The 23,049-nt window shown below is 68.5% G+C and carries 22 protein-coding genes; 11 read left to right on the forward strand and 11 right to left on the reverse strand.

Translation table 11 applies throughout. The annotated features are described in order from the left end of the window. Positions 1-1,089 precede the first annotated feature (1,089 nt). Positions 1,090-1,533 carry a hypothetical protein gene (locus DCS98_RS09545; protein ID WP_116451158.1) on the forward strand — a complete coding sequence of 148 codons (444 nt, stop codon included), beginning with the start codon at positions 1,090-1,092 and terminating at the stop codon, positions 1,531-1,533. Between the two features lie 538 nt (positions 1,534-2,071). Here the strand turns inward: DCS98_RS09545 and DCS98_RS09555 are convergent. Then, positions 2,072-2,260, reverse strand: a complete 189-nt coding sequence (locus DCS98_RS09555) for a hypothetical protein (protein WP_116451160.1) — start codon at positions 2,258-2,260, stop codon at positions 2,072-2,074. 755 nt (positions 2,261-3,015) lie between these two features. Here DCS98_RS09555 and DCS98_RS09560 point away from each other — a divergent pair. From DCS98_RS09560 to DCS98_RS09570, 3 genes are all read left to right on the forward strand, one after another. Next, positions 3,016-3,948 (forward strand): DNA-processing protein DprA, encoded by a 933-nt coding sequence (locus DCS98_RS09560; RefSeq protein ID WP_206340175.1) that lies wholly within the window; start codon positions 3,016-3,018, stop codon positions 3,946-3,948. Next, positions 3,945-4,688: a hypothetical protein gene (locus tag DCS98_RS09565; RefSeq protein WP_116451161.1), complete on the forward strand. Its 744-nt coding sequence runs from the start codon at positions 3,945-3,947 to the stop codon at positions 4,686-4,688. The genes DCS98_RS09560 and DCS98_RS09565 overlap by 4 nt, the downstream gene beginning before the upstream one ends. Positions 4,689-4,759: 71 nt before the next feature. Continuing rightward, positions 4,760-4,906, forward strand: coding sequence for an ATPase, T2SS/T4P/T4SS family (locus tag DCS98_RS09570; RefSeq protein WP_241037466.1), 147 nt, complete (start codon positions 4,760-4,762; stop codon positions 4,904-4,906). 11 nt (positions 4,907-4,917) lie between these two features. Here the strand turns inward: DCS98_RS09570 and DCS98_RS09575 are convergent, their stop codons facing one another. Then, positions 4,918-5,925: a hypothetical protein gene (locus DCS98_RS09575; protein WP_164704483.1), complete on the reverse strand. Its 1,008-nt coding sequence runs from the start codon at positions 5,923-5,925 to the stop codon at positions 4,918-4,920. Between the two features lie 21 nt (positions 5,926-5,946). Next, complete coding sequence (locus tag DCS98_RS09580; protein WP_116451163.1) at positions 5,947-6,525, reverse strand: hypothetical protein; 579 nt, start codon at positions 6,523-6,525, stop codon at positions 5,947-5,949. Between the two features lie 320 nt (positions 6,526-6,845). Between DCS98_RS09580 and DCS98_RS09585 the strand changes: the two genes are divergently transcribed. After that, the gene (locus DCS98_RS09585; RefSeq protein WP_164704484.1) at positions 6,846-7,721 is read left to right on the forward strand and encodes a TIR domain-containing protein; all 876 of its coding nucleotides are present in this window, start codon (positions 6,846-6,848) and stop codon (positions 7,719-7,721) included. A gap of 9 nt (positions 7,722-7,730) precedes the next feature. Here the strand turns inward: DCS98_RS09585 and DCS98_RS09590 are convergent, their stop codons facing one another. Continuing rightward, positions 7,731-8,321 carry a hypothetical protein gene (locus tag DCS98_RS09590; RefSeq protein ID WP_116451165.1) on the reverse strand — a complete coding sequence of 197 codons (591 nt, stop codon included), beginning with the start codon at positions 8,319-8,321 and terminating at the stop codon, positions 7,731-7,733. A gap of 1,855 nt (positions 8,322-10,176) precedes the next feature. Beyond that, the gene (locus tag DCS98_RS09605; protein WP_116451167.1) at positions 10,177-11,115 is read right to left on the reverse strand and encodes an HNH endonuclease; all 939 of its coding nucleotides are present in this window, start codon (positions 11,113-11,115) and stop codon (positions 10,177-10,179) included. A gap of 401 nt (positions 11,116-11,516) precedes the next feature. Here DCS98_RS09605 and DCS98_RS09610 point away from each other — a divergent pair, with 401 nt between their 5' ends. Then, a complete protein-coding gene (locus tag DCS98_RS09610; RefSeq protein ID WP_116451168.1) occupies positions 11,517-12,218 on the forward strand; it encodes an EcsC family protein in 702 nt (233 codons plus the stop codon). Between the two features lie 296 nt (positions 12,219-12,514). Here DCS98_RS09610 and DCS98_RS09615 read toward each other — a convergent pair whose 3' ends face one another. Next, positions 12,515-12,697, reverse strand: coding sequence for a hypothetical protein (locus tag DCS98_RS09615; RefSeq protein ID WP_116451169.1), 183 nt, complete (start codon positions 12,695-12,697; stop codon positions 12,515-12,517). Positions 12,698-12,825: 128 nt separating this feature from the next. Between DCS98_RS09615 and DCS98_RS09620 the strand changes: the two genes are divergently transcribed. Further along, positions 12,826-13,527: a hypothetical protein gene (locus DCS98_RS09620; RefSeq protein WP_116451170.1), complete on the forward strand. Its 702-nt coding sequence runs from the start codon at positions 12,826-12,828 to the stop codon at positions 13,525-13,527. A gap of 859 nt (positions 13,528-14,386) precedes the next feature. Here DCS98_RS09620 and DCS98_RS09630 read toward each other — a convergent pair. The 4 genes from DCS98_RS09630 to DCS98_RS09645 all read right to left on the reverse strand — a co-directional run bounded on the left by DCS98_RS09630 (position 14,387) and on the right by DCS98_RS09645 (position 18,164). Further along, positions 14,387-14,956: a hypothetical protein gene (locus DCS98_RS09630; protein ID WP_116451172.1), complete on the reverse strand. Its 570-nt coding sequence runs from the start codon at positions 14,954-14,956 to the stop codon at positions 14,387-14,389. A gap of 146 nt (positions 14,957-15,102) precedes the next feature. After that, positions 15,103-16,293, reverse strand: a complete 1,191-nt coding sequence (locus DCS98_RS09635) for a PrsW family intramembrane metalloprotease (protein WP_116451173.1) — start codon at positions 16,291-16,293, stop codon at positions 15,103-15,105. Next, entirely contained in the window at positions 16,290-16,931 is a 642-nt protein-coding gene (locus DCS98_RS09640; RefSeq protein ID WP_116451174.1) for a hypothetical protein, read from the reverse strand. The genes DCS98_RS09635 and DCS98_RS09640 overlap by 4 nt, the downstream gene beginning before the upstream one ends. 342 nt (positions 16,932-17,273) lie before the next feature. Continuing rightward, entirely contained in the window at positions 17,274-18,164 is an 891-nt protein-coding gene (locus DCS98_RS09645; RefSeq protein WP_116451175.1) for a LysR family transcriptional regulator, read from the reverse strand. Positions 18,165-18,474: 310 nt separating this feature from the next. Between DCS98_RS09645 and DCS98_RS09650 the strand changes: the two genes are divergently transcribed. Beyond that, complete coding sequence (locus DCS98_RS09650; RefSeq protein ID WP_116451509.1) at positions 18,475-19,734, forward strand: aminomethyltransferase family protein; 1,260 nt, start codon at positions 18,475-18,477, stop codon at positions 19,732-19,734. A 21-nt stretch (positions 19,735-19,755) separates the two neighbouring features. On the opposite strand, the gene DCS98_RS09655 is transcribed toward DCS98_RS09650, so the two are convergent. Next, entirely contained in the window at positions 19,756-20,088 is a 333-nt protein-coding gene (locus DCS98_RS09655; RefSeq protein ID WP_116451176.1) for a hypothetical protein, read from the reverse strand. Between the two features lie 193 nt (positions 20,089-20,281). Between DCS98_RS09655 and DCS98_RS09660 the strand changes: the two genes are divergently transcribed. The 3 genes from DCS98_RS09660 to DCS98_RS09670 all read left to right on the forward strand — a co-directional run bounded on the left by DCS98_RS09660 (position 20,282) and on the right by DCS98_RS09670 (position 23,041). Beyond that, complete coding sequence (locus DCS98_RS09660; RefSeq protein WP_116451177.1) at positions 20,282-20,902, forward strand: hypothetical protein; 621 nt, start codon at positions 20,282-20,284, stop codon at positions 20,900-20,902. Between the two features lie 103 nt (positions 20,903-21,005). Beyond that, positions 21,006-21,566 carry a gluconokinase gene (locus DCS98_RS09665; RefSeq protein WP_116451510.1) on the forward strand — a complete coding sequence of 187 codons (561 nt, stop codon included), beginning with the start codon at positions 21,006-21,008 and terminating at the stop codon, positions 21,564-21,566. Further along, on the forward strand, positions 21,563-23,041 hold the full coding sequence (locus tag DCS98_RS09670; RefSeq protein WP_116451178.1) for a GntT/GntP/DsdX family permease: 1,479 nt from the start codon (positions 21,563-21,565) through the stop codon (positions 23,039-23,041). The genes DCS98_RS09665 and DCS98_RS09670 overlap by 4 nt, the downstream gene beginning before the upstream one ends. Positions 23,042-23,049: the final 8 nt, after the last annotated feature.

The raw sequence follows: 23,049 nt of genomic DNA on the forward strand, positions 1-23,049 counted from the left end.
GCTGCGCAATCCGTTGTGACCAGTAGCCGACGTCGAGGGGTGACAGGGTCTGGTCAGCTGCCTAACGGCAAGCCGCTCGGGGGCGTCACCGGCGCGCGACCCCTCGAAACGGATCGGTGCGCCTCTCGGCGGGGCGTTCCGCGCGGGCAGAGGGCGCTGCCGGATGTCACGTCGCTTGCGAGGACCAGTGGCGCGCCGGTTGGGGTGACGTGGGGCCGGTCGGGTCGTCGCCGCCCCGTCACCCCGCTCCACGACGAAATGCCTGGACGCCACCGTCGACGCCGGTGCCTCACAGGAGCAATAAGGGAGCTCCGCCTCCGGGCGCTCAGGTGAGGTCAGGTGCGCCGCTCCAGCGCGCCCGCCGCCGGTAGGACCGCAGGACGGGCTCCAACGCCCGGCCAAGGACGGACAAGTCCCGGTCGTAGACGTGGCCGTCATCCAATTGACCGGCGAGATCGCCGAGCAATCTCGGCCAGTCCCGGCGGGTCGGCTCGAGGGGGACACGAACCTCAACCCGCCGCTCCACCACCTGCACCGCCGCCCTGCCGGAGGTCGCCGCGCGGCTCTGCTCCCACGCTCGGTGGCGGCAGGTGGCCGAGCACCACTTGGGGATCGGACCGCGGCTGCGCGGGGTGATCGGTCCACCGCACCACCCGCAGGCCGTCGCGGCAGTGCGTCGTTCCCGCCCGTCCGCCGCGGGGGCCGCCCGGTCCGTACGAGGGAGTTCTTCCGGGGTGCGACGTTGACGCTCGCGGCGTTGCTGCTCGCGCGCTCGCCGTCGGGCGCGGTACTCAGGGGTGCCGCTGGTTCCCATGTCCTCAGTCTGCTGGCGATCCTCCTGTAATCCGTCACCACGAGTTCCCAGCCCGAGATGCAAGACGTGTGTCGCCTCTTGTTCTGGCTGCGCTCCAGTGTCGAGGGCATCGCGTCACGGGTCGCGGCGGACCAAACGTGATGACGATGGTCGCGGTGGGCGGTGTCCCAGAAGGCGGCTTTAGGGACAGTGGAAGGGCGACATCGCGGGCGCGGGGTCGACCCTCATCCGGTAGGGGGAAGACAGTCGCGCCCCGGAACAACACGATGTCGAGCGTGAGCAAGAACTTCGTCTCAAAGGACACCATCGACGCCCTGGTCACCGCCGCTCTCCACTGGGGCTACACCAAGCCAGGAGAGTTCTGGTTTCGGCCGGTGGCCACGACGGACGTTCGCAGGATCGGTTGGAATCAGGCCACTCAGGTCGGCGAGATGCTCTGGCGGCAGAACTGGGAGACCACCGAGGGGTGGGTGGAACCGCTCGAGGTGAAGTGGCCGGGGTATGAATTCGACCGCTACCCCGGGGAGCCGGACCCGGTGGTGATCCTCAAGACGATCAGCTTCTACGAGTATCAAACGGAAACGGATCCGGACATCTGGGACGTGAGCGAGGCGGCCGGATTCACCCGCTACCTCCGGCTGGTGGCTGAAAAGCAGCTCCCGGGTTGGGAAGACGCCCCGTGGGGGATCGACGACCGCGCAGCATTCACGGCGTCCTAGCTTCAGATCGGTGTCACTGAGTGGGCCGCTCAGGGGCGGTGCCCCGGGGCTAACGGAGAGGCCAGCTATGCGGGAAAACGCCTCAACAGCTCTGCTCAGATGCGGGGCTCGGGCGAGCCTCTGACGAGGGTAGGTTCCGTGCCTGTGGCGAGTCTCCGAGTAGAGCGTCCTCACGATGGTGGGGGCCTGCTGCGTCGACTTCGCGTCGACGTCAATGGCCAGACGGTGGCTAGCCTCAAGCAGGGAGAGTCTGCGGATATCCCTCTCGCGTCGGGCACCCACACGGTGACCGGCCGAATGGATTGGACCAGTAGTCCGCCGCTTGCCGTCGACCTGGGAGAGGAAGAGCAGGTACGGGTGGAGGTCGCTCTACCGTTCTCCGCGCTCTGGAACATGGTTCTGCGTCCGCAAACGGCGCTCACGATCCGTCGCATCTAGCACGGACTCGCCTGTCCCATAGTGGGCCGCTCGGGGGCACCCGCGTCGCTCTCTCTCCGGGTGGCTAGGGACACTCCGGCCACGCCGGCAGGGGCGCTCCTCATCCCCTTCGGGACTGCCGCCGCTCCTGGTACCAGCGGATAGCGAACACGAGCGTCGCTATCACCATGAAGACGACGATCCACCAGCGGTCGCCCGTCAGGACCGACACGATGAACAGCGCGAGGGTGACAACGCCCGCGCTGACGGCCATCAGTGCCAGCGTGTCTTTGACCTGCGGATTGGCCATGGCTGGGAACGGTAGTCGCGATCTGCCCCCGGTGTCCCTAGGTGGGCCGCTAAGGGACACGCAGCGCATCCCCGAGCTGCCCCGGCGACTGTTCAGCCGCTGAACAGTCGGTCGGGCCCCGCGGGTCGCTGAGCGGACCCCGGACCCCACGGCCGCGGCGCCCGGCGGGGTGTCCGTCTCACGCCGGCCACCCGGTAGCGCGGTGGTAGCTGGAGGCAGCGCGGAGGGGCTGAACCGACCGGGGGAGGGGGTCCCGAGACGTGTTCCCGAGGTGTTCCCCTGCAGGTCAGAGCGTTGGGACCCTCCCCGGAATCCGTGCGGGGGATGGCCCTCCGCTCTCACTGCGCGACGCACCCCGCCAAACGGCCCCGGGAGACATGTTCCCGACCCGTTCCCGATGTGCTCCCGGGAACGGGTCGAGTCAGAGATGGAGACGGGGGTGACGTGTTCCCCACTCACGGACTGGTCCGCGACCCCTGGCCGGCGGATCGTTCCCTCGCCAAGTCGCGGCTGCGCAGGCGTTCCGTTTTCGTCCCTATCTCCGGGGGAGGACTTGGGTCGTCTCGCTGGTGCGCCTTCGTGCCTTGCTCCCACGGCCAACTGACAGCGGCCAGTCGGGGGCGTGGGGTCAAAAGGTCAGCGAAGGCAGAGCCTCCGGGCAGTGTCTGCCGGGCGCCGCTCTGCCGATACAGGGTGGTGATGGCCATGTGTCCAGCGGGCCCGGCCTGCGGCTAGTTTGGTCGTAGGTGTCAGGCATGATCGATCACATGTTCGAGAGAAGGTGTCGCGGGGTGAGTGAGTCAGCTGCACTGGTTGCACTGCTGCAAGCGCGCCCCCAACGGCTGACATGGCCGGAGTTGACGGCCAGAGTCGTGGAAGCGGGGTCTGCGTCTGCCGTCTATGACGAGCTGGTGCCCGCTGTCCTCATGCCCGCCCCAGGGGAGGCCGATCCCCTCGCTGCTGCGGAGGCGCAGGTGCAGGGGTGGGCAGACGAGGGCCTGTCATTCGTGACAGTCCTGGACGATGCCTACCCGGCGAGACTCCGGCAGGTGCACCAGGCGCCACCGTTCCTCTTCGCACGCGGTCGCCTGGTGTCCGACGACCCGGCTGTGTCGGTTGTGGGCTCGCGCAAGGCATCCCCTCAGGGCCTCCACATCGCTGCAGGCGTTGCGACAGCGCTGGCGCAGCGCGGAGTTACCGTGCTGTCCGGGCTGGCGGCTGGAATCGACGCGGCCGCCCACCGGGCTGCCTTGGCCGCCGGCGGGCGCACAGTCGCCGTGATCGGCACTGGCATCCGTGGCTACTACCCAGCCGGGAATCGGAATCTTCAGGATCAGATCGCCCGTGACGGACTAGTGCTGTCGCAGTTCTGGCCAGACGGGCCACCGAGGGCTCAACACTTCCCGATGCGGAACGCCACCATGTCTGGCTACGGCGTGGCCACCTTGGTCGTGGAGGCAGGGGAGACGAGCGGCGCGCGCATCCAGGCAAGGGTTGCGGTCGAGCACGGACGCCCCGTCATGCTCACTGACCTGGTGGTGGAGCGAAACCTGTGGGCGCAGGCGCTAGTTGGCCGGCCAGGGGTGCACGTCGTTAAGGGCACGGAGCAGGTGCTGTCCCTTGTGGACGAGTTGCTCGCGGAGCCGGAGCGTGTGGAGGAGTTTCTGGCCCAGCTGCTGTCAGCGTGACCGGCGCCCAGATTCCCGCTCGGGTCCGGGACATACTCCGGCCGCGGGTGTCGGGCTACTTCCCGAACATCGTGCATGAGTCCGCGACGTGCCTGACTTGCGCTACGCCGGTCGATGGTTACGCGCGCTGCTACCGCTGCAACTCCGACCGCGGGCCGCTAACTGCTGACCATGTGGGCTCCTCCGTCTATGCCTGGCCGCGCCACCAGTCGGGTTACGCCATGCATGGCTACAAGGCGCCCCAGCCGCTTGCCGAGGCTGGCACGGCGGTGTCTCTCCTCCTCGGCGTGGCTTTCGCCTTCCACGCGGACTGTCTGGAGCGCGTGGCAGGACGCTCGGTCGAACAGTGGGCAACCGTGCCATCGGCCAGCGGCCGCACGGGCGAGCATCCTTTCCACCGCATCGTCGGTCGACTGAAGACAGTGCCCGGGGCAGAGGTGCCAATGCGGTCGCTCGTTCAGCAGGCGCCGAGGAACGTCGACCCAGCGATTTTCGCCGTTGACGGTGAGGTGCTGGCTGGTGGCCACGTGCTCCTGCTCGACGACACGTGGACGACGGGCAGTCGCGCGCAGTCTGCTGCCGGAGCGCTGAAGCTTGCCGGTGCTGGGACTATCTCCGTCTACACCGTGGCGCGATGGTTGGACCCCGCCTACAGCACCACGAAGGCCTTCATGCCTCGCCTTGCGCATCCAGACTTCGACCCCAGCCTGTGCCCCTGGACCGGCGGAGCCTGTCCGTAGCTTCGTTCGTAGGTCACCTGTGCGCTAGACCTATCTTTCGCCTGCGGGCGCCACTGCCCGACGTCGTCGCGATGCAGACCCGCCAGCCGAACCTGGAGGGCGCCGGGGAGATCCCGCTGCGCCGGCTGGTGAAGGAGGCGCTGCGCATGCGGCCCTCGCGGATCGTCGTCGGCGAGGTCCGCCAGCAGGAGTGCCTGGATCTGACGCAGTCGGCCTGAACGAATACCGGCTACTGCGAGCTCGCTGTGCTCGAAAGGTTGTTGAGCCACTCCAGGAGGCGCTCAGCCGTCAGTAGGCCTTCTCGCGCCTCTTCGGGAGCCACAGGTACACCGGTATGAACGACCCTGTTCCTCAGGTCGGTCAGTCGTCTAAGGGCCGAGCCCAGCTCCGCGTCGGCGCTCTTCAGCGTTGCCAGTCCCAGGGCGGCAAGCGGCCTATCGACGAGATCGGGCGCGCTGGACATCCGACTCATCACCAATGCCAAGAGATCCTGCTGCTCAAGTGAAGCCAGTGAGCGAACAACAATCTTTGCCTTTATCTCACAAGCCATAGCTGACACCAAAACGGCGCGCTGAGCATCAGGGACGTCTGATCCTTGGAGCATGTGCCGCGCGTCGGCCAGCAATGACTCAGCTACCGGAGGGTCCTCCTGTGCCGTCACCCCTCGGGTGACGGCAAGCCAATCATCTCTCGTAAGGGCCAACTTGGCTGAACGCCATTCGACCTCCATTTGAGGGCCAAGACCCATCAATGGCTGGCCTGTGTCAGCGTTCAGAATGCCGGCCCGTCCGTACTGAGCAGGCGGCTCTTCACTTAGACCCAGCCACCCCTGACGGCAGCTCACTCGCAACCACCGCAAGAAGTCGTGCCCGGCACGCTGGGCGATTACCAGGCCGGGCGCCGCCAACTCCTCCATGTGGGCGAAGAAGCTATCGGGTGCATCCGCCGGTTGCCGGTCAGGAACATCCGCGTCGTAGGTGACGGAAACGGAGAACAGTCGAACTGCCACAGCGAAGTCGGGGCCCGTCGGGTCATTGAAGGTGCGCGCCTGAAAGCACGCGGGGGTGGGTTGCACCTCCGTCGCCCCCGGACTTGGCTGAAAGTCCGTGGAGCTTTCCGGCAGGGCAATCCGGATGTCCGCATCGTCCCGCCTCAAGCTGAAGGCCGAGCCAAGCAGCTCGGGCAGCACCCACACGTCATGAGACAGATAGCGAACCTGGACCTCGACCCGTGACACGAGTCTGAAGCTACAGCGGTCCTAGAAGGTGACAGGCTCAGGCAGCCCATCATCTGCGCTGGCCACCGCTTCCACGATCTGCGGCTGCTCGCTCACGGTCTTGCCCTTCTGGGCCGCACGGAGGTGCTGTGCAAACACACGCCGGACACGATCGCCGCCGGCGTCCAGTCCCAGCTCGCGGCGAGTCCCGACCAGCGCCAGTTCGACGGCTTCCACCCCTCGCTCGGTAAGGGCCGCCCGACGCTCACCCCCGTTGCTGCGGACCATCGCATCGGCCAGCTTCGCCAGGTGGTTGCGTTCGGCCGTGTAGACCGCGAGCAGGCTGGCGTCTTGCGGTCGGTGAGCGATCTGCGCAGCAAGCCAGTCGACGTGCCTGAGTCCTGTGCAGCTCCTCGGTGAGCGCGTCGATGGGGGAGACGTCGCGCGGACGCCGTAGTAGCGCGCGACCTCCATGATCGACGCCTCCGCGACGACCTCCGCGGCCTTCCGGCGAACCATCGGTGCGGAGCCGCCGTGAATGCGACAACGAGCGCCACCACGGACGGCTGCGTCCGTGGCGACGGTGGTTGCGGCGGCCAGCTTGGCGAAGTCGATGGTCATGACGGTTCCTCTTCCGGTGCGGTCGAGGGCTGCTTGCTGCGGCAAGGGCCCCGATCGATGCCAACTGCACCGTTGCGCTCCATAAACAACGATCGGACGTTCTGACAACGATCTTGATGTCAATGCTGGTCGCCGGCTGTCGTGCCCGTGGCGCCCATGGTTAGGGATTGGGCTCGCTGAGCCACGGGGTCGAGCGGCCCTTAGCGTCGTACTCGCTGGGTAGCGTTCGGCACAAAGTCGCAGCTACCGGAGGCTGCGAGGATCGGGGGGGACACTTCTTGCCGCTCAACTGGCCTCAGATGCAGTCAATCGGGGGCAACATGCCCGACGGTGACCGGCAGGCTGTGCACAAGCAGCTGAACCAGTTCGCCGATTTCGTTGTCGCAGGCTTGGCGAAGCATGGCTTGCCTCAGCACGCGTCACCCCTCTGGCGGCCTTGGAGCGTGCTCGTTGTCAGGGACAGGGAGAAGGTCCTCTGTGCCTTCAGCCCACTCACCGGTGGCATCGCCAACGTGAACTGGCTCGACAAGCCAGGTGAGATGTGGAGCCCCGACGGGATGGCGCAGGCGGTCAGGAGCGAGCTCGGCCGTGAGGTCAGCACGGTCGTCGTGCTACCGCCCTCGGGCATTAGTGGAGAGGCAAGCTTCTTGGAGGCGGTTGCCGGGCAGCATGTCGATGATGTTGAGAGAGCGAACCGGCTCGGACGCTTGGGCGACTTGAGCGGCGTCCGGCATCTTGAGCCGCAGTTGCGCCAGTTCTTGGAGGACCACCCAGACCCGGAGCGCAACGTCTTCGTGATGATGCGCTTTCTGCAGTCCGCGCAGCTCGATGAGGCGCATACGGCGGTGAAGGAGACACTGGCGGCTCGCGGCTTCCACGCAGTGCGGGCAGACGACCGCGACTACACCGGCGAACTGTGGTCCAATATTGAGGTCTACCTCACTGGCTGCAAGTACGGCGTAGCGATCTTCGAGGACATTGAGCAGCGTGAGCACAACCCCAATGTCGCTTTGGAGCTTGGTTACATGCTGGGACGGCGTAAGCGCTGCCTCATCCTCAAGGAGAAGCGACTGCCCACCTTGCCGTCAGACGTCATGCACCGTCTCTACAAGCCCTTCGACATGTTCGATGTCAAGGCGTCGGTGACTCGTGAAGTTGGCCGCTGGATTGACGTTGACCTCGGATTAGGGGCTTGAAGCTCTCGTTTATGAAAGACCAGCCTGAGCCTTGCTGACCAGCACGTTGTTCTGGAAGATCAGTACTGCGTTGGCCCCCGGCTGTCCTTCACCTCGGCACGTGAGGCCCACCGTCGTGAATCCTCCGATAGATGACTCCGAGGATTTATCGCACGCTCGGTCGCCGACCAAGGCGTAAAGCTGATCCAGGGTCGTGCTTTCTGGGATGAGCTGCTGATAGTCGGCCATGGTCATGCGCGTCTTTACGCTAGAGGCACTCGGTGTGCCCAACACGCAGGCGGCGACACGGGTCCTGTCGTTGTTCCAGAAGTAGGGGCCCGTTTCGGCAGTGGGCGATAGCACGCCCTCAATCTTGTTCTCAAGGTCGAAGCGCTGGTCCCCATCGGTGTCCTTGGCCCACTGGACCCCGACGGGCGGCTGGCCGTCGGGAAGCGCCCACACCGCCACCGTCGTCAGCGCGCCGTCAATCGTGGGGCCGATGCGTGCGGCAAGGTACGTCCACGAGTCGCCCTCGTATGTGGTGCGCAGGCCGACAACGCCGTTCAGCGCGAAAGTTGGGTCGTCCCACGGGGGCAGGACTGTGGCCGCCAACTGCGACACGACCCCCTGATCGGTGACCGGCTCGCACTCATTGAGAACTGGCTGTGGGTCGAGAGTCGCGGTCGCGCTCGGGGGACTCGCACTTGTTCTCGGCGTGACGCTCGGCCTTGAGCTTAAAGATGTGGCCGAAGCTTCGCTTGGCGCTCGCGTGGACCTTGCATCGTCCGAACGGTCGCTGTCGCCGCTGCCGCACGCCACGGCCATCGCTAGGACAGCGGCCGCAATCCCGACTGATCCCCCCGTGCGCATGAGACGGACTGTCTCACTGCGTTCGCTGATCCGTCTACGAGTCGGCTGCCAGGAGAGAAGTCAAGCGCCGGTGACGTCCTCGGGCGTTAGGTCACCCGCGTCCATCGGCCAGTGAGCCACCCACGGCTCCTCGACGTCGAACATCGGCGCGTGCCAGGGACACCGGTAGGTGATGAGGCGTGTCTTCACCCCTGAGGCAGCACTCAGCCCACCCGGCCTAGATGGTCAGGTGGGCGTTGCAGGCCCGTACGGGGGTAATCAGGGCCTTGTAGGTACTGGACAGTAAGGCTCAATTGCGCGTGCATGAGACCCTCTCTGACGAGTTCTTGATGCGGGCGACGCGCGGCGCCTCTTCCACGGTCGCGGCCTGCCGTTTCGAGAAGGCAAAGTCCCGTAGCCTCCCACCGCAACCTTCAATGACTCGGGGATGGCCAATGACTCACCAGCGCTACGCGGCTCGTCAACTCGCCATCTTGGCGCTTATGCCGACAGTGCTAGCGGCTTGCAGCAGCGGCGGTGAGAGCGAGCAGCCGGCGGCCACCGTCACGGTGACCGAGACGCCGAGCGAGAGCGCGTCCCCCTCGCAGTCCTCGGAGGCACCCTCTACTTCCGTCGCTCCGCCGAACGTGGGTGGCAACGCGCTGCCGCTGGACGCTTGGCGAGAGGGCACGGCGGTCCGCACCCGGGTCCGCAGCGTCACCCAAGCTGTGGACGCTGCTCTTCCGTCCTACTTGGTCGGTGACACCAGCGCGGAGGGTGCGGTGGCTCTTGTGGAGGTGTGTAACCGGGAGTCGGCGACTAGCCCGCTGGCGACCGAAGTTTTCACTTTGTTCTCCGCACATGACGGGAGCGGGGGGCAGTACACGCGGGCGAGCAGCTCGTGGGACGTCTGGCCGCCTCGGCCGCAGTTTCCCAGCGAGATCAGCGTGGCCCCTGGCGCTTGCGCCAGCGGCTGGGTGCTGTTTTCGGTTCCGCCAGATGTGCGGGTCGCTTCCATCACCCTCGACGACGGGAGCGTGACCCTCGCCGAGTGGCTCGTCGGCTGATAGTCCGCCGACCGACGGACGGCGGCCGGTGCTCGGCCAAGTCGTGGACTCGCCGGAAGCTGTCCTTGAAGCCGCCTTCGCGGCACGGTCGACCGGCGTCCTTGAGCGGCCCACTTAGGGACAGTCGATACGGATTCGCCTCTGGGTGCCGCTGCCCGACGTCGTGGCAATGCAGACCCGCCAGCTTCAACCTCGAGGGCGCGGGTGAGATCCCGCTGCACCGGCTGGTCAAGGAGGCGCTGTGGATACGGCCCTCGCGGGTCGTCGTCGGCGAGGCGCGGATTCCGGCGAGAGTGTCCCCGCGCGACCTGCGGCTCTCCGCCGACGGACACTGCCCGCGTCGTCCGACCACGGACACTGCTGGGGCGAACGGTTCCGCGGAAGGACACTTCGCTCCGCCGACGGACACTTCCGGCGACGTACGAGCCCGGAGATGGCGCTCTCGAGCATGAGACTTGCGGCGACTGGCGGCCGCCACGTGGGCACAGCGCTGCGGCCCGGACCGAGGTGGGTCCAGGCCGCGGAGGCTTTGGTGGTCGGGCCGCGCTCGGGACCCGGTGTCAGACGAGCTTGGCGGCCTTCGACCGATTGCAGCGCCAGCACAACGTCTGGAGGTTCTCCGGCGTGGACAGGCCACCCTTCGACACCGGGATCATGTGGTCCACTTCCAGCAGCAGGTGGGGCTCGTCTGTCAGGGACACGGCGCAGCGCTGGCAGGTGTAGTTGTCGCGCGCCTTGATGTCATTGCGCAGCCTGGTCGTCATCAGGGCGCGCTGGCCGGCTGCGCTCCTCCTCCAGCGGATCTTCTGCCCGAGCGTCTCGACAAGTGCGTCGATAACCGGAGCGTTGAACGTGACGGTCGCCCTCTGCGAGCTGTTGCCACCGGCGCTGACGTACTCGAACACGTAGACGGGGTAGGGCACGGAGATCGGCGCGAGGTGCGCGCCGACCTGCGCCATCAACTCCCGCCAGTAGTGCTTACGGATGAAGCTGGGCGGGTCGATCGACGCGGCGATGGCGGCCTCGCGCTCGTGGAGGTTGCCGACGGCTGCCTCGAGGCGGGAGATGCTCTCGCCGAGGCGCTCGACCTCCTCAAGGCTGGGCTCGTCGGCCCGGATGCCGAAGTACTTCATCACGTACTTCAGCGGGTCCGCGCTGGCGTTTCGGACGACCTGCAGGGAGCAGTTGTGCACATTCCGGGCCTGGTAGCTGGCCAGGTTCCGGTCGCGTCGGTAGTTCCACTGGCTGGTGTTCTGAAAGGACGCCAGGTGCGCCTGGGTCCCAGTGGTCGACGCACCGATTTGGAACGTGCCGCCGGACCGGATGTCGGCGGTGTACGCGCTGACTTCGTTGTGCTCGGCGACCACCGCGGCGACATCGGCCTTGTGGGCCCCGAACTCCTCGCTGGCGAAGTAGCGCTCCTTGCGGATGTAGCGGATGACGCGGATCAGCGCCCACGCGGCGAGGACCACAGCGACGAGCGTCAAGAAGTCGTTCACGGCTCGGCACACTCCGTGATCGGCCAGCGAAATGCCACCGACCGCGCCGCGCATGCGTCGCGTGAGGCCCGTGGGGTGCGGATGGCCGGGGGATGCGCCCCGCAGGTCGGGTCCGGCCCCGCGGCTGCGCTGCCGCCGGGGATGCACCGCAATCTCGCGCTTGGACGCCTCCGCGGTCTCGCCTCCTCACGCGGCAAGGGGACGCTCGCCGCCGTCGAACCACGCTTCCCGCTAGCCAACGTGCCGTGCACCAGCTGCGCCGGACATGCGCCGCGGCTGCTGGCGGGGCGTCTGTGACGGCAGTGAGAAGGGCCGCTTCCTGCGGCGGTGTCGGCGGCACGGTCCCGGTTCTCTCGTCGTCGATGACGAAGAGTGGAGGGACCGAACGGGGAGGAAGACCGATGCAGCTGATCCGCAAGACCGAGGTGGTCGAGGACTACGACACCGATGAGCTGGTAGGCGAGGTGATGCCTACCCAGACGAGTCGGAAGGGCGCCGAGCTCGCCGAGAAGCTGGTCTCGAACATCCTCTCCGTCGGCGTGGACGGCGCCGGTCGGTTCAAGGGCGCCCGCGAGATCGCCGAGGAGCACCGGGCTCACCACGTCGACGTCGAGGTGGCCATCGCGAAGGTCATCGCCACGCATGCGCGCGTAGTCACGGCGACGGGATTCGCCACCGGGCTCGGCGGGATCGCCACGCTGCCGGTCGCGATCCCGACCGACATCGCGATGTTCTACGCCTACGCCGGCCGCTGCGCCGCCGCCGTCGCGTATCTCCGCGGGTACGACATCGAGTCCGACGAGGTCCGGAGCGTCGTACTGCTGTCACTTCTGGGCGCAGGCGGTGTCGCGGCCGCGTCGAAGGTCGGCGTCGAGCTCGGCACCAAGACCGCGATGGCTGCACTCAAGAAGCTGCCCGGCAAGGTGCTCATCGAGATCAACAAGAAAGTCGGCTTCCGGCTCGTCACCAAGGCCGGCACCAAGGGAGTCGTCAACCTCGGCAAGCTCGTGCCGTTCGTGGGTGGGGGCGTCGGCGCCACGGTCAACGCGGTGGGGATGCGCACCGTGGCGACCTACGCGAAGAGCAACTTTCCGACTATCTGACGAGGACCACTGCCATGCTGTTTCGCCGCCGGCGGCCTGAGCCCCACGTCACCGCAGTCCGTTTCCTGCCGTTGCACCGAGCGTCGCATGGGAAGTGTGTTGCATACGGCCGAACCCCGGAGGAAGCGGTCGCGCGATGGAAACTGCGCCACAAGGCTCAGAGCTTCAGCGTCTGGGACGTCCCCGACGCGATTGCGCAGGCCGTCTTCTTCTAGCTTGGCGAGCCGTGCGCCGAGCTGGACGGGACAGTGTCCTAGGCGCCGGCAGTGACGGTGACAGGTCCTCGGACATCGCGGTCAGCTGCCTGCGGTGACGTAGCGGTCGAAGATGGTCAGGAGCGGGTAGTCGGCCGGGCCGTTGCACAGGATCGAGGCGGTGCGGTGCCGCAGCAGCGGCTTGCGCATGTGCGCCGGAACCGTGACCGGGCCGGCGGTCAGCACTAGCTGCGCTCCACCGACGGTCAGCATGTCGGCGTGCACGTCGTTGAGGCGATGCTTGGCCGGGTGCAGTTCGACGAGCGCGTCCTGCTGATCGCGCTCAACTCCGGCCTACCCAGTGGTAATGGCGCATTGGGCGCGCGTGCGTGGCGAGATTGTCCGAGTTACCTGTGACGATCCTCGGCATGGATGGGGAAGTTGTTGTAGCCATCGTGTCGTCGGCGATCGCCCTCGTGGCGTTGGTAGTCGCCATCATCACAGCGATCTTCGCCCGGTCTCAGACGCGCAGCGCGAAGGCGTCTGCTGACGCCGCCAAGGTGCAGGCAGAGCGAGCAGGCGAGCAAGTCGACGTGGCAAGGCAGTCAGCCGACTCAGCGCGCGAGCAGGTCGAGGCCGCGCGTCGACAGAACGAGCTGCAGGAGATGGTGCGCCAGGACCAGGCGCAGCCTTACGTCGTCGCCGATGTCGTCCCCAGCCCGGGGTCTGGGCACCTGCTGCAAGTTGCAGTCACGAACCACGGCTCGACCATTGCCCATAACGTCCGGGTCAAGTTCGACCCGCCGCTGATGTCTCGGTGGCAAGGTCGTCCAGTCGAGCCCTTCGCCGCACTTGACGAGGGCATCTCGTTCCTAGCGCCTGGACGAAGCATGAAGTACCACCTGGGCACGTCTCCCGACTACTTCGTCGGTGGCCAACTGCCCGAGGACAACAAAGTCACCGTGGACTGCGAAGGACCGTTCGGAGCGCTACCGCCGTTGACTTACACCCTGTCGCTGGCCGCACTCAGGAACAGCGAGGCGGCGGCCCCGGGGACGCTCGGTCGCATCGAGGACTCGATCAACAAGCTGACCAAGGTGATGAGTCAGCAGTGAGCTTCGGGTACACCTTCGTCGACGTCGTCAGGGGGGCGTGCCCAGCTGAACCAACTCGTCGAGGAAGTGCGCCTGGACCACGAACTTGCGGATGTTCATCCCCATCGTGACGGCGGGTGATGTCTGTCTGTTAAGCCGCCTTCAGGGACACGCGGTCGCGGTCGTGCCCGTGGCCTCAGGCACACCGTCGGGACCGGCCACAGCCAAGCGACCCCAGCTCCTGCTGGTGGCAGTTTTGGTTGCAGTTGCTCTAATTCGATCTTGGTTCGCGGGCGTTCGCCGTCGTCCGGCGACGTGGTAAACCCGCTGCTCACCAGGCCTTTTGGGACGTTCGCGAACGTCAGCGAACGCCGTCAGGTCGGCCTGGCAGTGTGGGGGTCAGGGGTTCGAGTCCCCTCAGCTCCACCCCGATGACCAGGCCGTCCTCCTCCGGGAGGGCGGCCTGAGTCGTCTCTGGTGCCACCGTGGTGGCCACCGGAGCCAAGCCGGTGCCGGCTCGGTCCCAGAGAGCGCGGCCCATCCGGTCGGCCGCGTCGCGCCCCAAGGCAGGCATGACGTCGCTGTAGGTGTCCGTGTGGTCCGCATCGGTGCGGAACCGAGCACCTTCACAAGGACCGGGGGATGTGCTCGCCTCTCTGAACGAGCTCGCCGACCTGCGCCGGGGTGGAGAACTCGGACACGCTGCCGGAGAGCCTGGCCATGTGGGGTCGAGCAACGACGCCCCGCGCACGCAGCGGAGCGCATGACCCACTGAGAACACGGCCCGATTCCGCGACCCCCACGGGGGCGAGGAGGCAGAGTCTCGGTCGGTTGTCGCGCAGCCATGTCTGGCACCAGGCATCCCTTGCGTGCGCGGCCTTCAGTCGCCGAGTGCGTCCAGAAGCTCCCCGAGGCCGTGGCCGCCGATGGTCATCACCTCGAATTCGAGGGCCTTCCCGGTGGTGGTGTCGGTCAGCTCGATGACGCGGACGGTGCCGTGCTTGCGGCGCGTGACCTCGAGGTTCTGGCGTTCGATGTGGGCAACCGGGTGCAGGTGCTTCCAGCCACCGACGACGTCGGTGCGGCTGCGTCCGAGGACGTAGAGCCGGGTCGGCGAGAGGGCCAGGACGATGGAGGGGTAGCTGCCCTTGGCGGCGCTGTTCGCGCGCTGCGCGAGCATCCCGCCCGCGATGCCCCACGCCATCGTGGAGTTCGACGAGCCGGTGCCGACGCCGGCGGCGGCACCGAACACGCCGGCGAGCGTAGAGCCGCGTGGCATGACGACGGCGATGTCGAGGATCTCGTCGTCAGGGATCACGGCCTGCGCGCCTGCGCGGGCGTTGTCCTCACTGCTCATGCTGCCGTCCTCAGTGGCGAGTCCCGGGATCGTGCGGATGTCGTGGTCCTCGCGGGAGCGGTGGCGCCCGGAGTGTCCGGCCTTGCCGCGCACGGTGAGGTGGATCAGACGATAGGGCGATACCGCCGATGCTGATCAGCAGCGCAAATCCGCAGACGATGCGACCAGCGTGACTGCCTTCCCCGTCGAGGGTCGGTTCCAGACATGTGGTGCCAGCGGGTGCGGCGCCGTCCAGCAGGTCAACTGTGCCGCCGCAGACGACCGATCTCGGCACGGGCGTGGAGCACCGCGGGGCTGTCGTCGCCGTCTGCTCGGGCAAGATCCTGGGCGAGATCGCGGGCGGCACGTAGCACGTGCTTCTCCCGGTGCCGGCCCATCCCCTCGGGCCTGTGCCGGACGGCGGCCTTGCGGTCGTGGCGGCGGCCGGCCACCGCCACGAGCTCGTCCTCGGTGATCGTGCCGTTGGTGACCTCGGGGGCGAGGATGTCTCGCATCCAGCCGTGCTCGCGGTCCCGGGCCCAGCGCAGCGCGGCGAAGAGGATCACGACGCTGGCCACGGTGAGGCCGACCATCAGCAGGAGCGCGACCGCCACTGACCCGTCGGTGAGTGCGGAGGTGGCATCCCAGACGCCGTGGATGACGATCGCGGCCAGCATCAGAGCGATGCCGCGGCCTGCGCGGCGCGGTTGAGCGGCGGTGCCGACCAGGTAGATCAGCCCGGCCGCGAACAGCGCGGTGTAGAGGGCATGGGAGGCGATGCCGGTGAGGGAGCGGATGACGAAGGTGTGCAGCACGCTGGGGGCCTGGTCGGCACCGAAGTGCTCGATGGCGGCGTTCTGCCCGTAGAGCATGTCCTCGAGGATCTGGAAGCCCAGGCCGACGTAGGCACCGACGATGAGCCCGTCGTAGACGGTGCGGATCACGAGCGGCGCGAGGCCCCAGACGAGCAGGAACGCCGCGCCCTTGGCGGTCTCCTCGACGAACGGCGCGCTCAACCCGGCCTGCCAGTCGGTGGCCCAGGACTGGCCGAACAGCTTGCTGTAGAGGGATGAGAGTGCAGCGTTCCCCGGGAGGGCCATCGCCCACGGCACCCCGAAGCCGCCGATGAGGAACGCCGCCAGCGCCAGCTTCGCCGGCGTCCGTTCGAACCGGTCGAAGCGGTGCAGGAAGTACAGGAAGACCAGCGCGAACAGCCCGGTGGTCAGCACCGAGGCCACGTAGGCCTGGGCGAACGCGCCGGCCGTGTCGGCAACGGTGTTCACGACGTACCAACCACCGGCGAACACCACCGCCAGGTAGACCCGGAAGCAGGCATTGCGCGGCTGGATGAACCGGAAGCGGGCTCCCCAACCACTGACCTCGATCGCGTGGCGACGGCGCTCCAGCTCATCGGCCGGAGGAACGGGAGCCGGGTCCACGGTGGCGGTCATGCCGCCTCCTCGTCGGTGAAGCTGGCGATCATGTCGACGATCTGATCCGAGTGCTGGCCGATCTGCTCGGGCGTGCCGAGGACCTCGATGAGGATCCCCTCCTCACCGAAGACGTAGGCGGCGGCGACGCCGTTGCCGCGGTTGGTGGTGAACCCCTGCCCCACGCCGACATCGCCGTCGATCGTGGTGATCGTGGTCGCGTCCCCGACCAGGTCGACCTCCGTGTCCCCGAAGGTTCCGACCGTGGGGGCTTCCTCGACCTGTGCCAGCAGCTCGCCGGCCGTGCCGCTCCAGGGGCCGGGCTGGACGGCGAACGTCACGCCGTCCTGGACGAGGACGACGTCGGAGGGAACGGCGCCGCTGCGCGTCGCCTCCGTGGTCCGGATCCCCTGCTGCAGGTCCCAGCCCGGGGTGGGCGTGAAGGTGACGCCCCTGGCGCTGACCAGCACCTCGTCACCGGCCTCGACCGGGTTGGTGTAGTCCACCTGGCTGTTGACCCATGGAAGGACCACCGCCCAGAGCAGCCAGACCGCCAGGGCCACGGCCGCGAACGGGATGGTGCGCTTGTCGAGGCCGAGGAAGCGATGCTCGACCGGCACGCGATGCTGCGGCGCTGCCGGTACGGCGGGGGCGGTCATGTGCGCTCCTGGTGCCGGCTTCGCTCACCGGCAGGTCATGCGTGGCACGGTGCCCACCCGCGACCGCCCCGGGCCCCCGCGCACCGGGTCGAAGTGGACGCGACCGGCGGTGCCAGCCGCTGCCCCCGGAACGTACTGGCGCGGTGCGCAACCGTGTAGGGCGTCATCGATCCGAGGCTCCAGTCGCCGATCAGGATGCCCTGCGATCAGGCCGGGCCCGACCTGCCCGCGCAAGAAAACTGCAGGTACGCGCGGAGGACGGGCCGCCTCGCGGGTGGAGGGAAGCCGCCATGCGATATGTCATGCGCAGCTCGCATCGCGCCGGGATGTGCTCACTGCCGCCTACGAGGAGACGGCGCCGGAGCAGCACCGCACGAACTCCTGCACTGCCGGTCGAGAATCCTGATGCCGCCAGACGATGGCCAGTTCCCCGGGCGGGATGTTCGGTACCGGCCTCGTCGTGAACTCGGGGCGGCGGAACAGCTCAGCGTTCCCGGCTGCGATGAAGGCCACGCCGATGCCTCGGCCGAGGGCCTCGATCACCTCCTCCGGGCCGTGAACAACGGTCCCGATGCGGACTGGGTGACCCTGCCGTTCCTCCGTCGCCAGCCAGTAATCGCGCACTGGTCCGGCGGACTCCGGAAGGGCCAGGAACGGCTCGTCCAGCAGATCGGTCATGGTGACTTCGGCTTGAGCCGTCAGGCGGTGCGTCGCCGGCAGAGCGATGTGTCGTGGTTCGGTCACCAGCACTCGGGCATGCAGAGGTGCGTCGTGCGGCAGGGGCAGCCAGCAGAGGGCGACGTCGGCGCGCCCCTCCAGGACAGCGGCCGCTTCACCGCCGAGCGGGACCTGTCGCACGTTGACGCGATGGCCCGGACGGCGCTGCGAGAACGTCGTCGTGATCGCCGGCAGCAGCCCTCTGCCCACGCTGATGGTCAGGGCGACAACCAGGGTGCGACTGCTCTCGGACTCGGCCTCCGCAACGGCCCGCTGGGTCTCGTCCCACGTCTGGATGACCCGCCTCGCGTGCTCGACGAGGGCCTGCCCGGCGGCTGTCAGGACCAGGCCGTTCGGCCGACGATCGAACAACGGCGCGTGGACCTGCAGTTCCAGCGCATGGATCTGCCGGCTCAGGCCGGGCTGGGAGATGAACAACCGCTGGGCGGCACGTGTCAGGTGCAGCTCCTCGGCGACCACGAGGAAGAACCGGAGGTCGCGCAGCGACACGTCCACGTCTCCGTTGCTACCCGATGGGTAGGCGCCAACTCAATCCCGCACCGCGTGATGCCGCTGTTTTCGCGACGGAACCGGCATGGAGCAGCGAGCTCCTCCTCTCCATGTCAGGAGGGCGTCTTGCGTGAGCTGGCCGGCCGGCACGCTGGTTGCGCATCCCGAGATCGCGGTCTTCATCGCACTGGGTCCAAGCCCCGGCCTTCGTCCTTACCGGTGCCGGTCGCGGTCCGGTCGGGGTGGTCCTAGCGTCCGACGGGACAGCACCCGCCGACGTCGGAGCGAGGCAGCAGTGGACTACTCGGTCAGCAGCATGCGCACGCCACCGGAGGGCTACGCCTGGAGCCGCTGGGGGCAGCCGGAGTTCACCGACTGGCTGGACGAGAGCCTGTCGTGGAAGCAGACCTGCTACATCGGCGACTGGTCGTTCCTCTGGCAGCACCGCTTCACCGGGCCCGACGTCCTGGCCATGCTGGGCGAGATCACGGTCAACAGCTTCGCGACCTTCGACGTCGGCCAGTCCAAGCACGCCATCCACACCAACGCGGACGGCAAGGTCATCCACGAGGGCATCCTGACCCGGTTCGGGCCCGAGGAGTTCATGCTCCACGGCCGCGGCGGGTTCTGGGCCAGCCACCACCTCGCCTCCACCGGCTACGACGTGCAGGTGGAGCGGGACGACTGGTTCATCCTCCAGGTGTCCGGGCCGCTCTCGGTCAAGGTGCTCGACAAGCTCGCCGGCCCGTCGCTGCGCGACACCGGTTTCATGCACGTCGCCACCGTCACCGTGGCCGGCCACCGGGTGCACGCCCTCCGCCAGGGCATGGCCGGTGAGATCGGCTTCGAGCTGCAGGGGCCGGTCGAGCACAAGCAGGAGGTGTACGACGCGGTCCTCGAGGCCGGCCGGGAGTTCGGGATCCGCAAGCTCGGCGGCCGGACCGCACCGATCAACCACCTCGAGGCGTGCTTCCCGACCATCGCGACGGACTACATCCCGGCGATCTTCGAGCCCGAGACGGCCGACTACCTCGACTTCTTCACCGCGTCCATGCCCGCCTTCGCCCAGCCCGCGTACGTCGCCGGCTCCTACGACGGGCAGGACATCTCCGAGTACTACCGCAGCCCCGTCGAGCTCGGCTGGGGCCGCAACATCCGGTTCGACCACGACTTCCTCGGCCGCGAGGCGCTCGAGGAGGAGAAGGCGAACCCGCGCCGGACCATCCGCACCCTGGTGTGGAACGCCGAGGACGTCCTCGACGTGCAGGCCTCGCTGTTCCGCCCCGGGGAGCACTACCCCTTCATGGACATGCCCCGGGACCAGCGCGGGTTCATGTGGGCGGACAGGGTCACGCGCGACGGCGAGCTCGTCGGGGTGGCCACCTCGCGGGGGTACAGCTACTGGTTCCGCGAGATGCTCTCCCTCTGCACCATCGACGTCGCCCACGCCGAGGTCGGGACGCCGGTGATCGTGCACTGGGGCGACCCCGGGGGCCCGCAGAAGGAGATCCGGGCGACCGTGGCCCCCGCGCCGTACAAGACCGACCGCAGGCGAGCGGACCTGCACAGCGCCTGAGCGCCGCCGGCCCGGGCGGGTTCAGTCGCCGCTGCGGGCGTGCACCTGGTTGTGCACCCAGCCGATGAGGCAGTACAGCGCGGCGTGCCCCTCGGGGGAGGCGTACGCCTGCTCCGCCCGCGCCGCCTCGAGCAGCTCGGCGGTGTCCACGGAGCCCTTCCGGTAGAAGCGTTCCATCACCTTGCCCGTCGGGGTGGGGCTCCGGAACAGGCCGGCGATGCCGAGCGCGGTCGCGTCGGACACGGCCAGGGTGACCGGCGGGTGCTTCATCGCCCCCCGGCGCTCCAGCACGTCGGAGACCTCGGCCGCGACGGCCAGGTCCCCTGCGGCAACGGCCTTGTTGCTGACGATCAACGGACGGTCCTCCCCGTGCTGTGGTGCATCGGTCCGTTGGGTGAATCGGCACCCGATCGGCCGTTCTGAAGCCCGGCCGCCCTGTTCTTGCGGATCCCTTGCGCTTCCCCGGGCAGGACCGTGCGTTTTCCCCGGCACGGTCGAGTCGTCGCCGGGTGGAGGTCACCCGGCCCGGCACCTGAGGAGCTCCACCGTGCAGAACTCGAGCGTTGCCGCTCCGGCCCGGCGCCGTACCGCGGCGAAGGTCGTCGCGTCCCTCGGCATCGTCGGCGCCAGCGTGGCGATCGCCGGCCTGGGCACGTTCGGATCCTTCACCGAGACCACCGCCCCGGTCGAGACGAACGTCGAGACCGGCACCGTCTCCATCCGCCTGTCCCCGGCGGCCTCCTACGCGTCGGTCCCGTTCACGGCCGGCGGCCTGATGCCCGGTGACAGCACCTCGACGCCCTTCGACCTGGTCAACGACGGCGACGTCGCCTGGGACTCGGTGACGTTCACGTCCTGGGCGACCAGCTCCAGCCTGCTCGACACCGACCAGGTCAACGGCCTCCAGCTGACCCTCGAGTCCTGCCCGACGTCGTGGACCGTCGTCGGCAGCGGCTACGCCTGCGGCGGCGCGGTCCAGGAGTTCTACTCCGGGCCGATCATCATGGACGACGCCCTCGCCGGCGCCGCCAGCCTGCAGCCGGGCCAGGTCGACCACCTGCTCGCCACCATCGACTTCCCGACGACGGCCGGTGAGGCGCACGAGAACAAGGTGAGCCAGCTGGCGTTCGCCTTCACCGCCGTGCAGCGCGACGGCGCCGCCCGCTGACCGACCGCACCTGCACCGCGGGGCGTCCTCCTTCCCGGAGGGCGCCCCGCGGTCGTCCCGGCTCCGGGTGTCCGCGCAGGTCGAGCGGGCCTACGGTCGGGCCATGGACTCCCACAGCAGCGCGGGAACGACGTCGATCGTGGTCATGGGGGTGTCGGGCTCGGGGAAGTCGACCGTCGCCGCCGGCCTCGTGGAGGAGCTGGGCTGGGAGTTCGCCGAGGGCGACGACTTCCACCCTCCGGCCAACGTGGAGAAGATGCGCAGCGGCACGCCGCTGGACGACGACGACCGGTGGCCCTGGCTGCGCCGCCTCGCCGACTGGATCGGGGAGCACGAGGCGGCGGGGACGTCCGTCGTCGTCACCTGCTCGGCGCTGAAGCGCAGCTACCGGGAGCTGCTCCGCGACGGGCACCCCTCGGTCTGGTTCGCGCACGTGACCGCCGACCGCGAGCTGCTGCGCGACCGGGTGGAGCACCGCAGCGGCCACTACATGCCGTCGTCCCTGCTCGAGAGCCAGCTGGCGACCCTCGAACCCCTGCAGCACGATGAGCCCGGCGCCGCCATCTCGGGGGCCGGAGCACCCGAGGACGTCGTCCGGCAGCTGCTCGCCGCGCTCGGGGCCGAGCGCGGCGTCCACCCCGAGAGCCGGGAGGCCTCGTCATGAGCCTGCTCGCCGCAGAGGAGACCATCGCGACGGGGAGCGACGGGCAGCTCGTGATCGCGGCGGTCCTCGGCATCGCCGTCGTCGTCGCGTTGATCACCTGGCTGAAGGTGCACCCCTTCCTGGCCCTGATCCTCGGCTCGCTGCTGCTCGGCGTCGTCGGCGGGCTGGCCTTCACCGACACCATCGCGAGCTTCCAGGCCGGGGTGGGCTCCACGGTCGGCAACGTGGGTGTGCTGATCGCCCTCGGCGCGATGATCGGCGGGATGCTCGCCGAGTCCGGCGGCGCCGACCGCATCGTCAACGCGTTCGTCGACCGGGTGTCGGCTCGCCGGCTGCCGTGGACGATGGCCGGCGTCGCGGCCCTCATCGGCATCCCGCTGTTCTTCGAGGTCGGCGTCGTCCTGCTCGTCCCGATCGTCCTGCTCGTCGCCCGGCGCACCCAGCTGCCGGTGCTGGCCGTCGGCATCCCCGCCCTGGCCGGCCTCTCGGTGCTGCACGGACTCGTCCCGCCGCACCCGGGTCCGCTGGTCGCGATCGACGCCCTGGACGCCGACCTGGGCCGCACCCTGCTGTTCGGCCTCATCGCCGCGATCCCGTGCGTGATCATCGCCGGGCCGGTCTTCGGGTCGTGGATCAGCCGGCGGCTCGACCTGCCGGTACCCGGGCCGGCCGGCAACGGCCCGGCCGACCCGGAGCCGCCCGCCGGCGGCAGCGGGTCCGTCCGCACGGGGACCGACCTGGGTGAGCCGACCGGCAGCGAGCAGCGGGCGACCGCGACGGCGACGGTCGCCGACGGCCGCCCCACGCGGCGGCCGGCGCTCGGCGCGACGATCCTGACCGTCCTGCTGCCCGTCCTGCTCATGCTGCTGCGCGCCATCGGTGAGCTCACCCTCGACGAGGGCAACGCCCTGCGGTCGGTGCTCGACGTCGCCGGTGCGCCGATGATCGCCCTCCTCGCCGGCGTCGTCCTGGCCATGTTCACGCTGGGCACCGCCGTCGGCTTCGGCCGGCAGCGGATCTCCGACACGCTCGGCGGCTCGCTGCCGGCGATCGCCGGCATCCTGCTCATCGTCGCGGCGGGCGGCGGCTTCAAGCAGGTGCTCGTCGACGCGGGCGTCGGTGACCTGGTCGGCGAGGCGGCGCAGGACTGGAACCTCAACGCGCTGGTGCTCGGCTGGCTGGTCGCCGTGGGCATCCGCCTCGCGACGGGATCGGCGACGGTCGCCACGATCACCGCCGCGGGCATCGTCGCGCCGCTGGCCTCCGGGCTCGACGGCAACACGGTCGCCCTGCTGGCCCTGGCCGTCGGCGCCGGCTCGCTGTTCTTCTCCCACGTCAACGATGCCGGCTTCTGGCTGGTGAAGGAGTACTTCGGGATGACGGTCGGCCAGACGATCAAGAGCTGGTCGGTGATGGAGACGCTGATCTCCGTCGTGGGTCTGCTCGCCGTGCTCGGGCTGTCCGTCGTCGTCTAGCGGGCGGC

This window comes from Blastococcus litoris (assembly GCF_003075095.1).
Taxonomy (GTDB): Bacteria; Actinomycetota; Actinomycetes; order Mycobacteriales; family Geodermatophilaceae; genus Blastococcus_B; species Blastococcus_B litoris.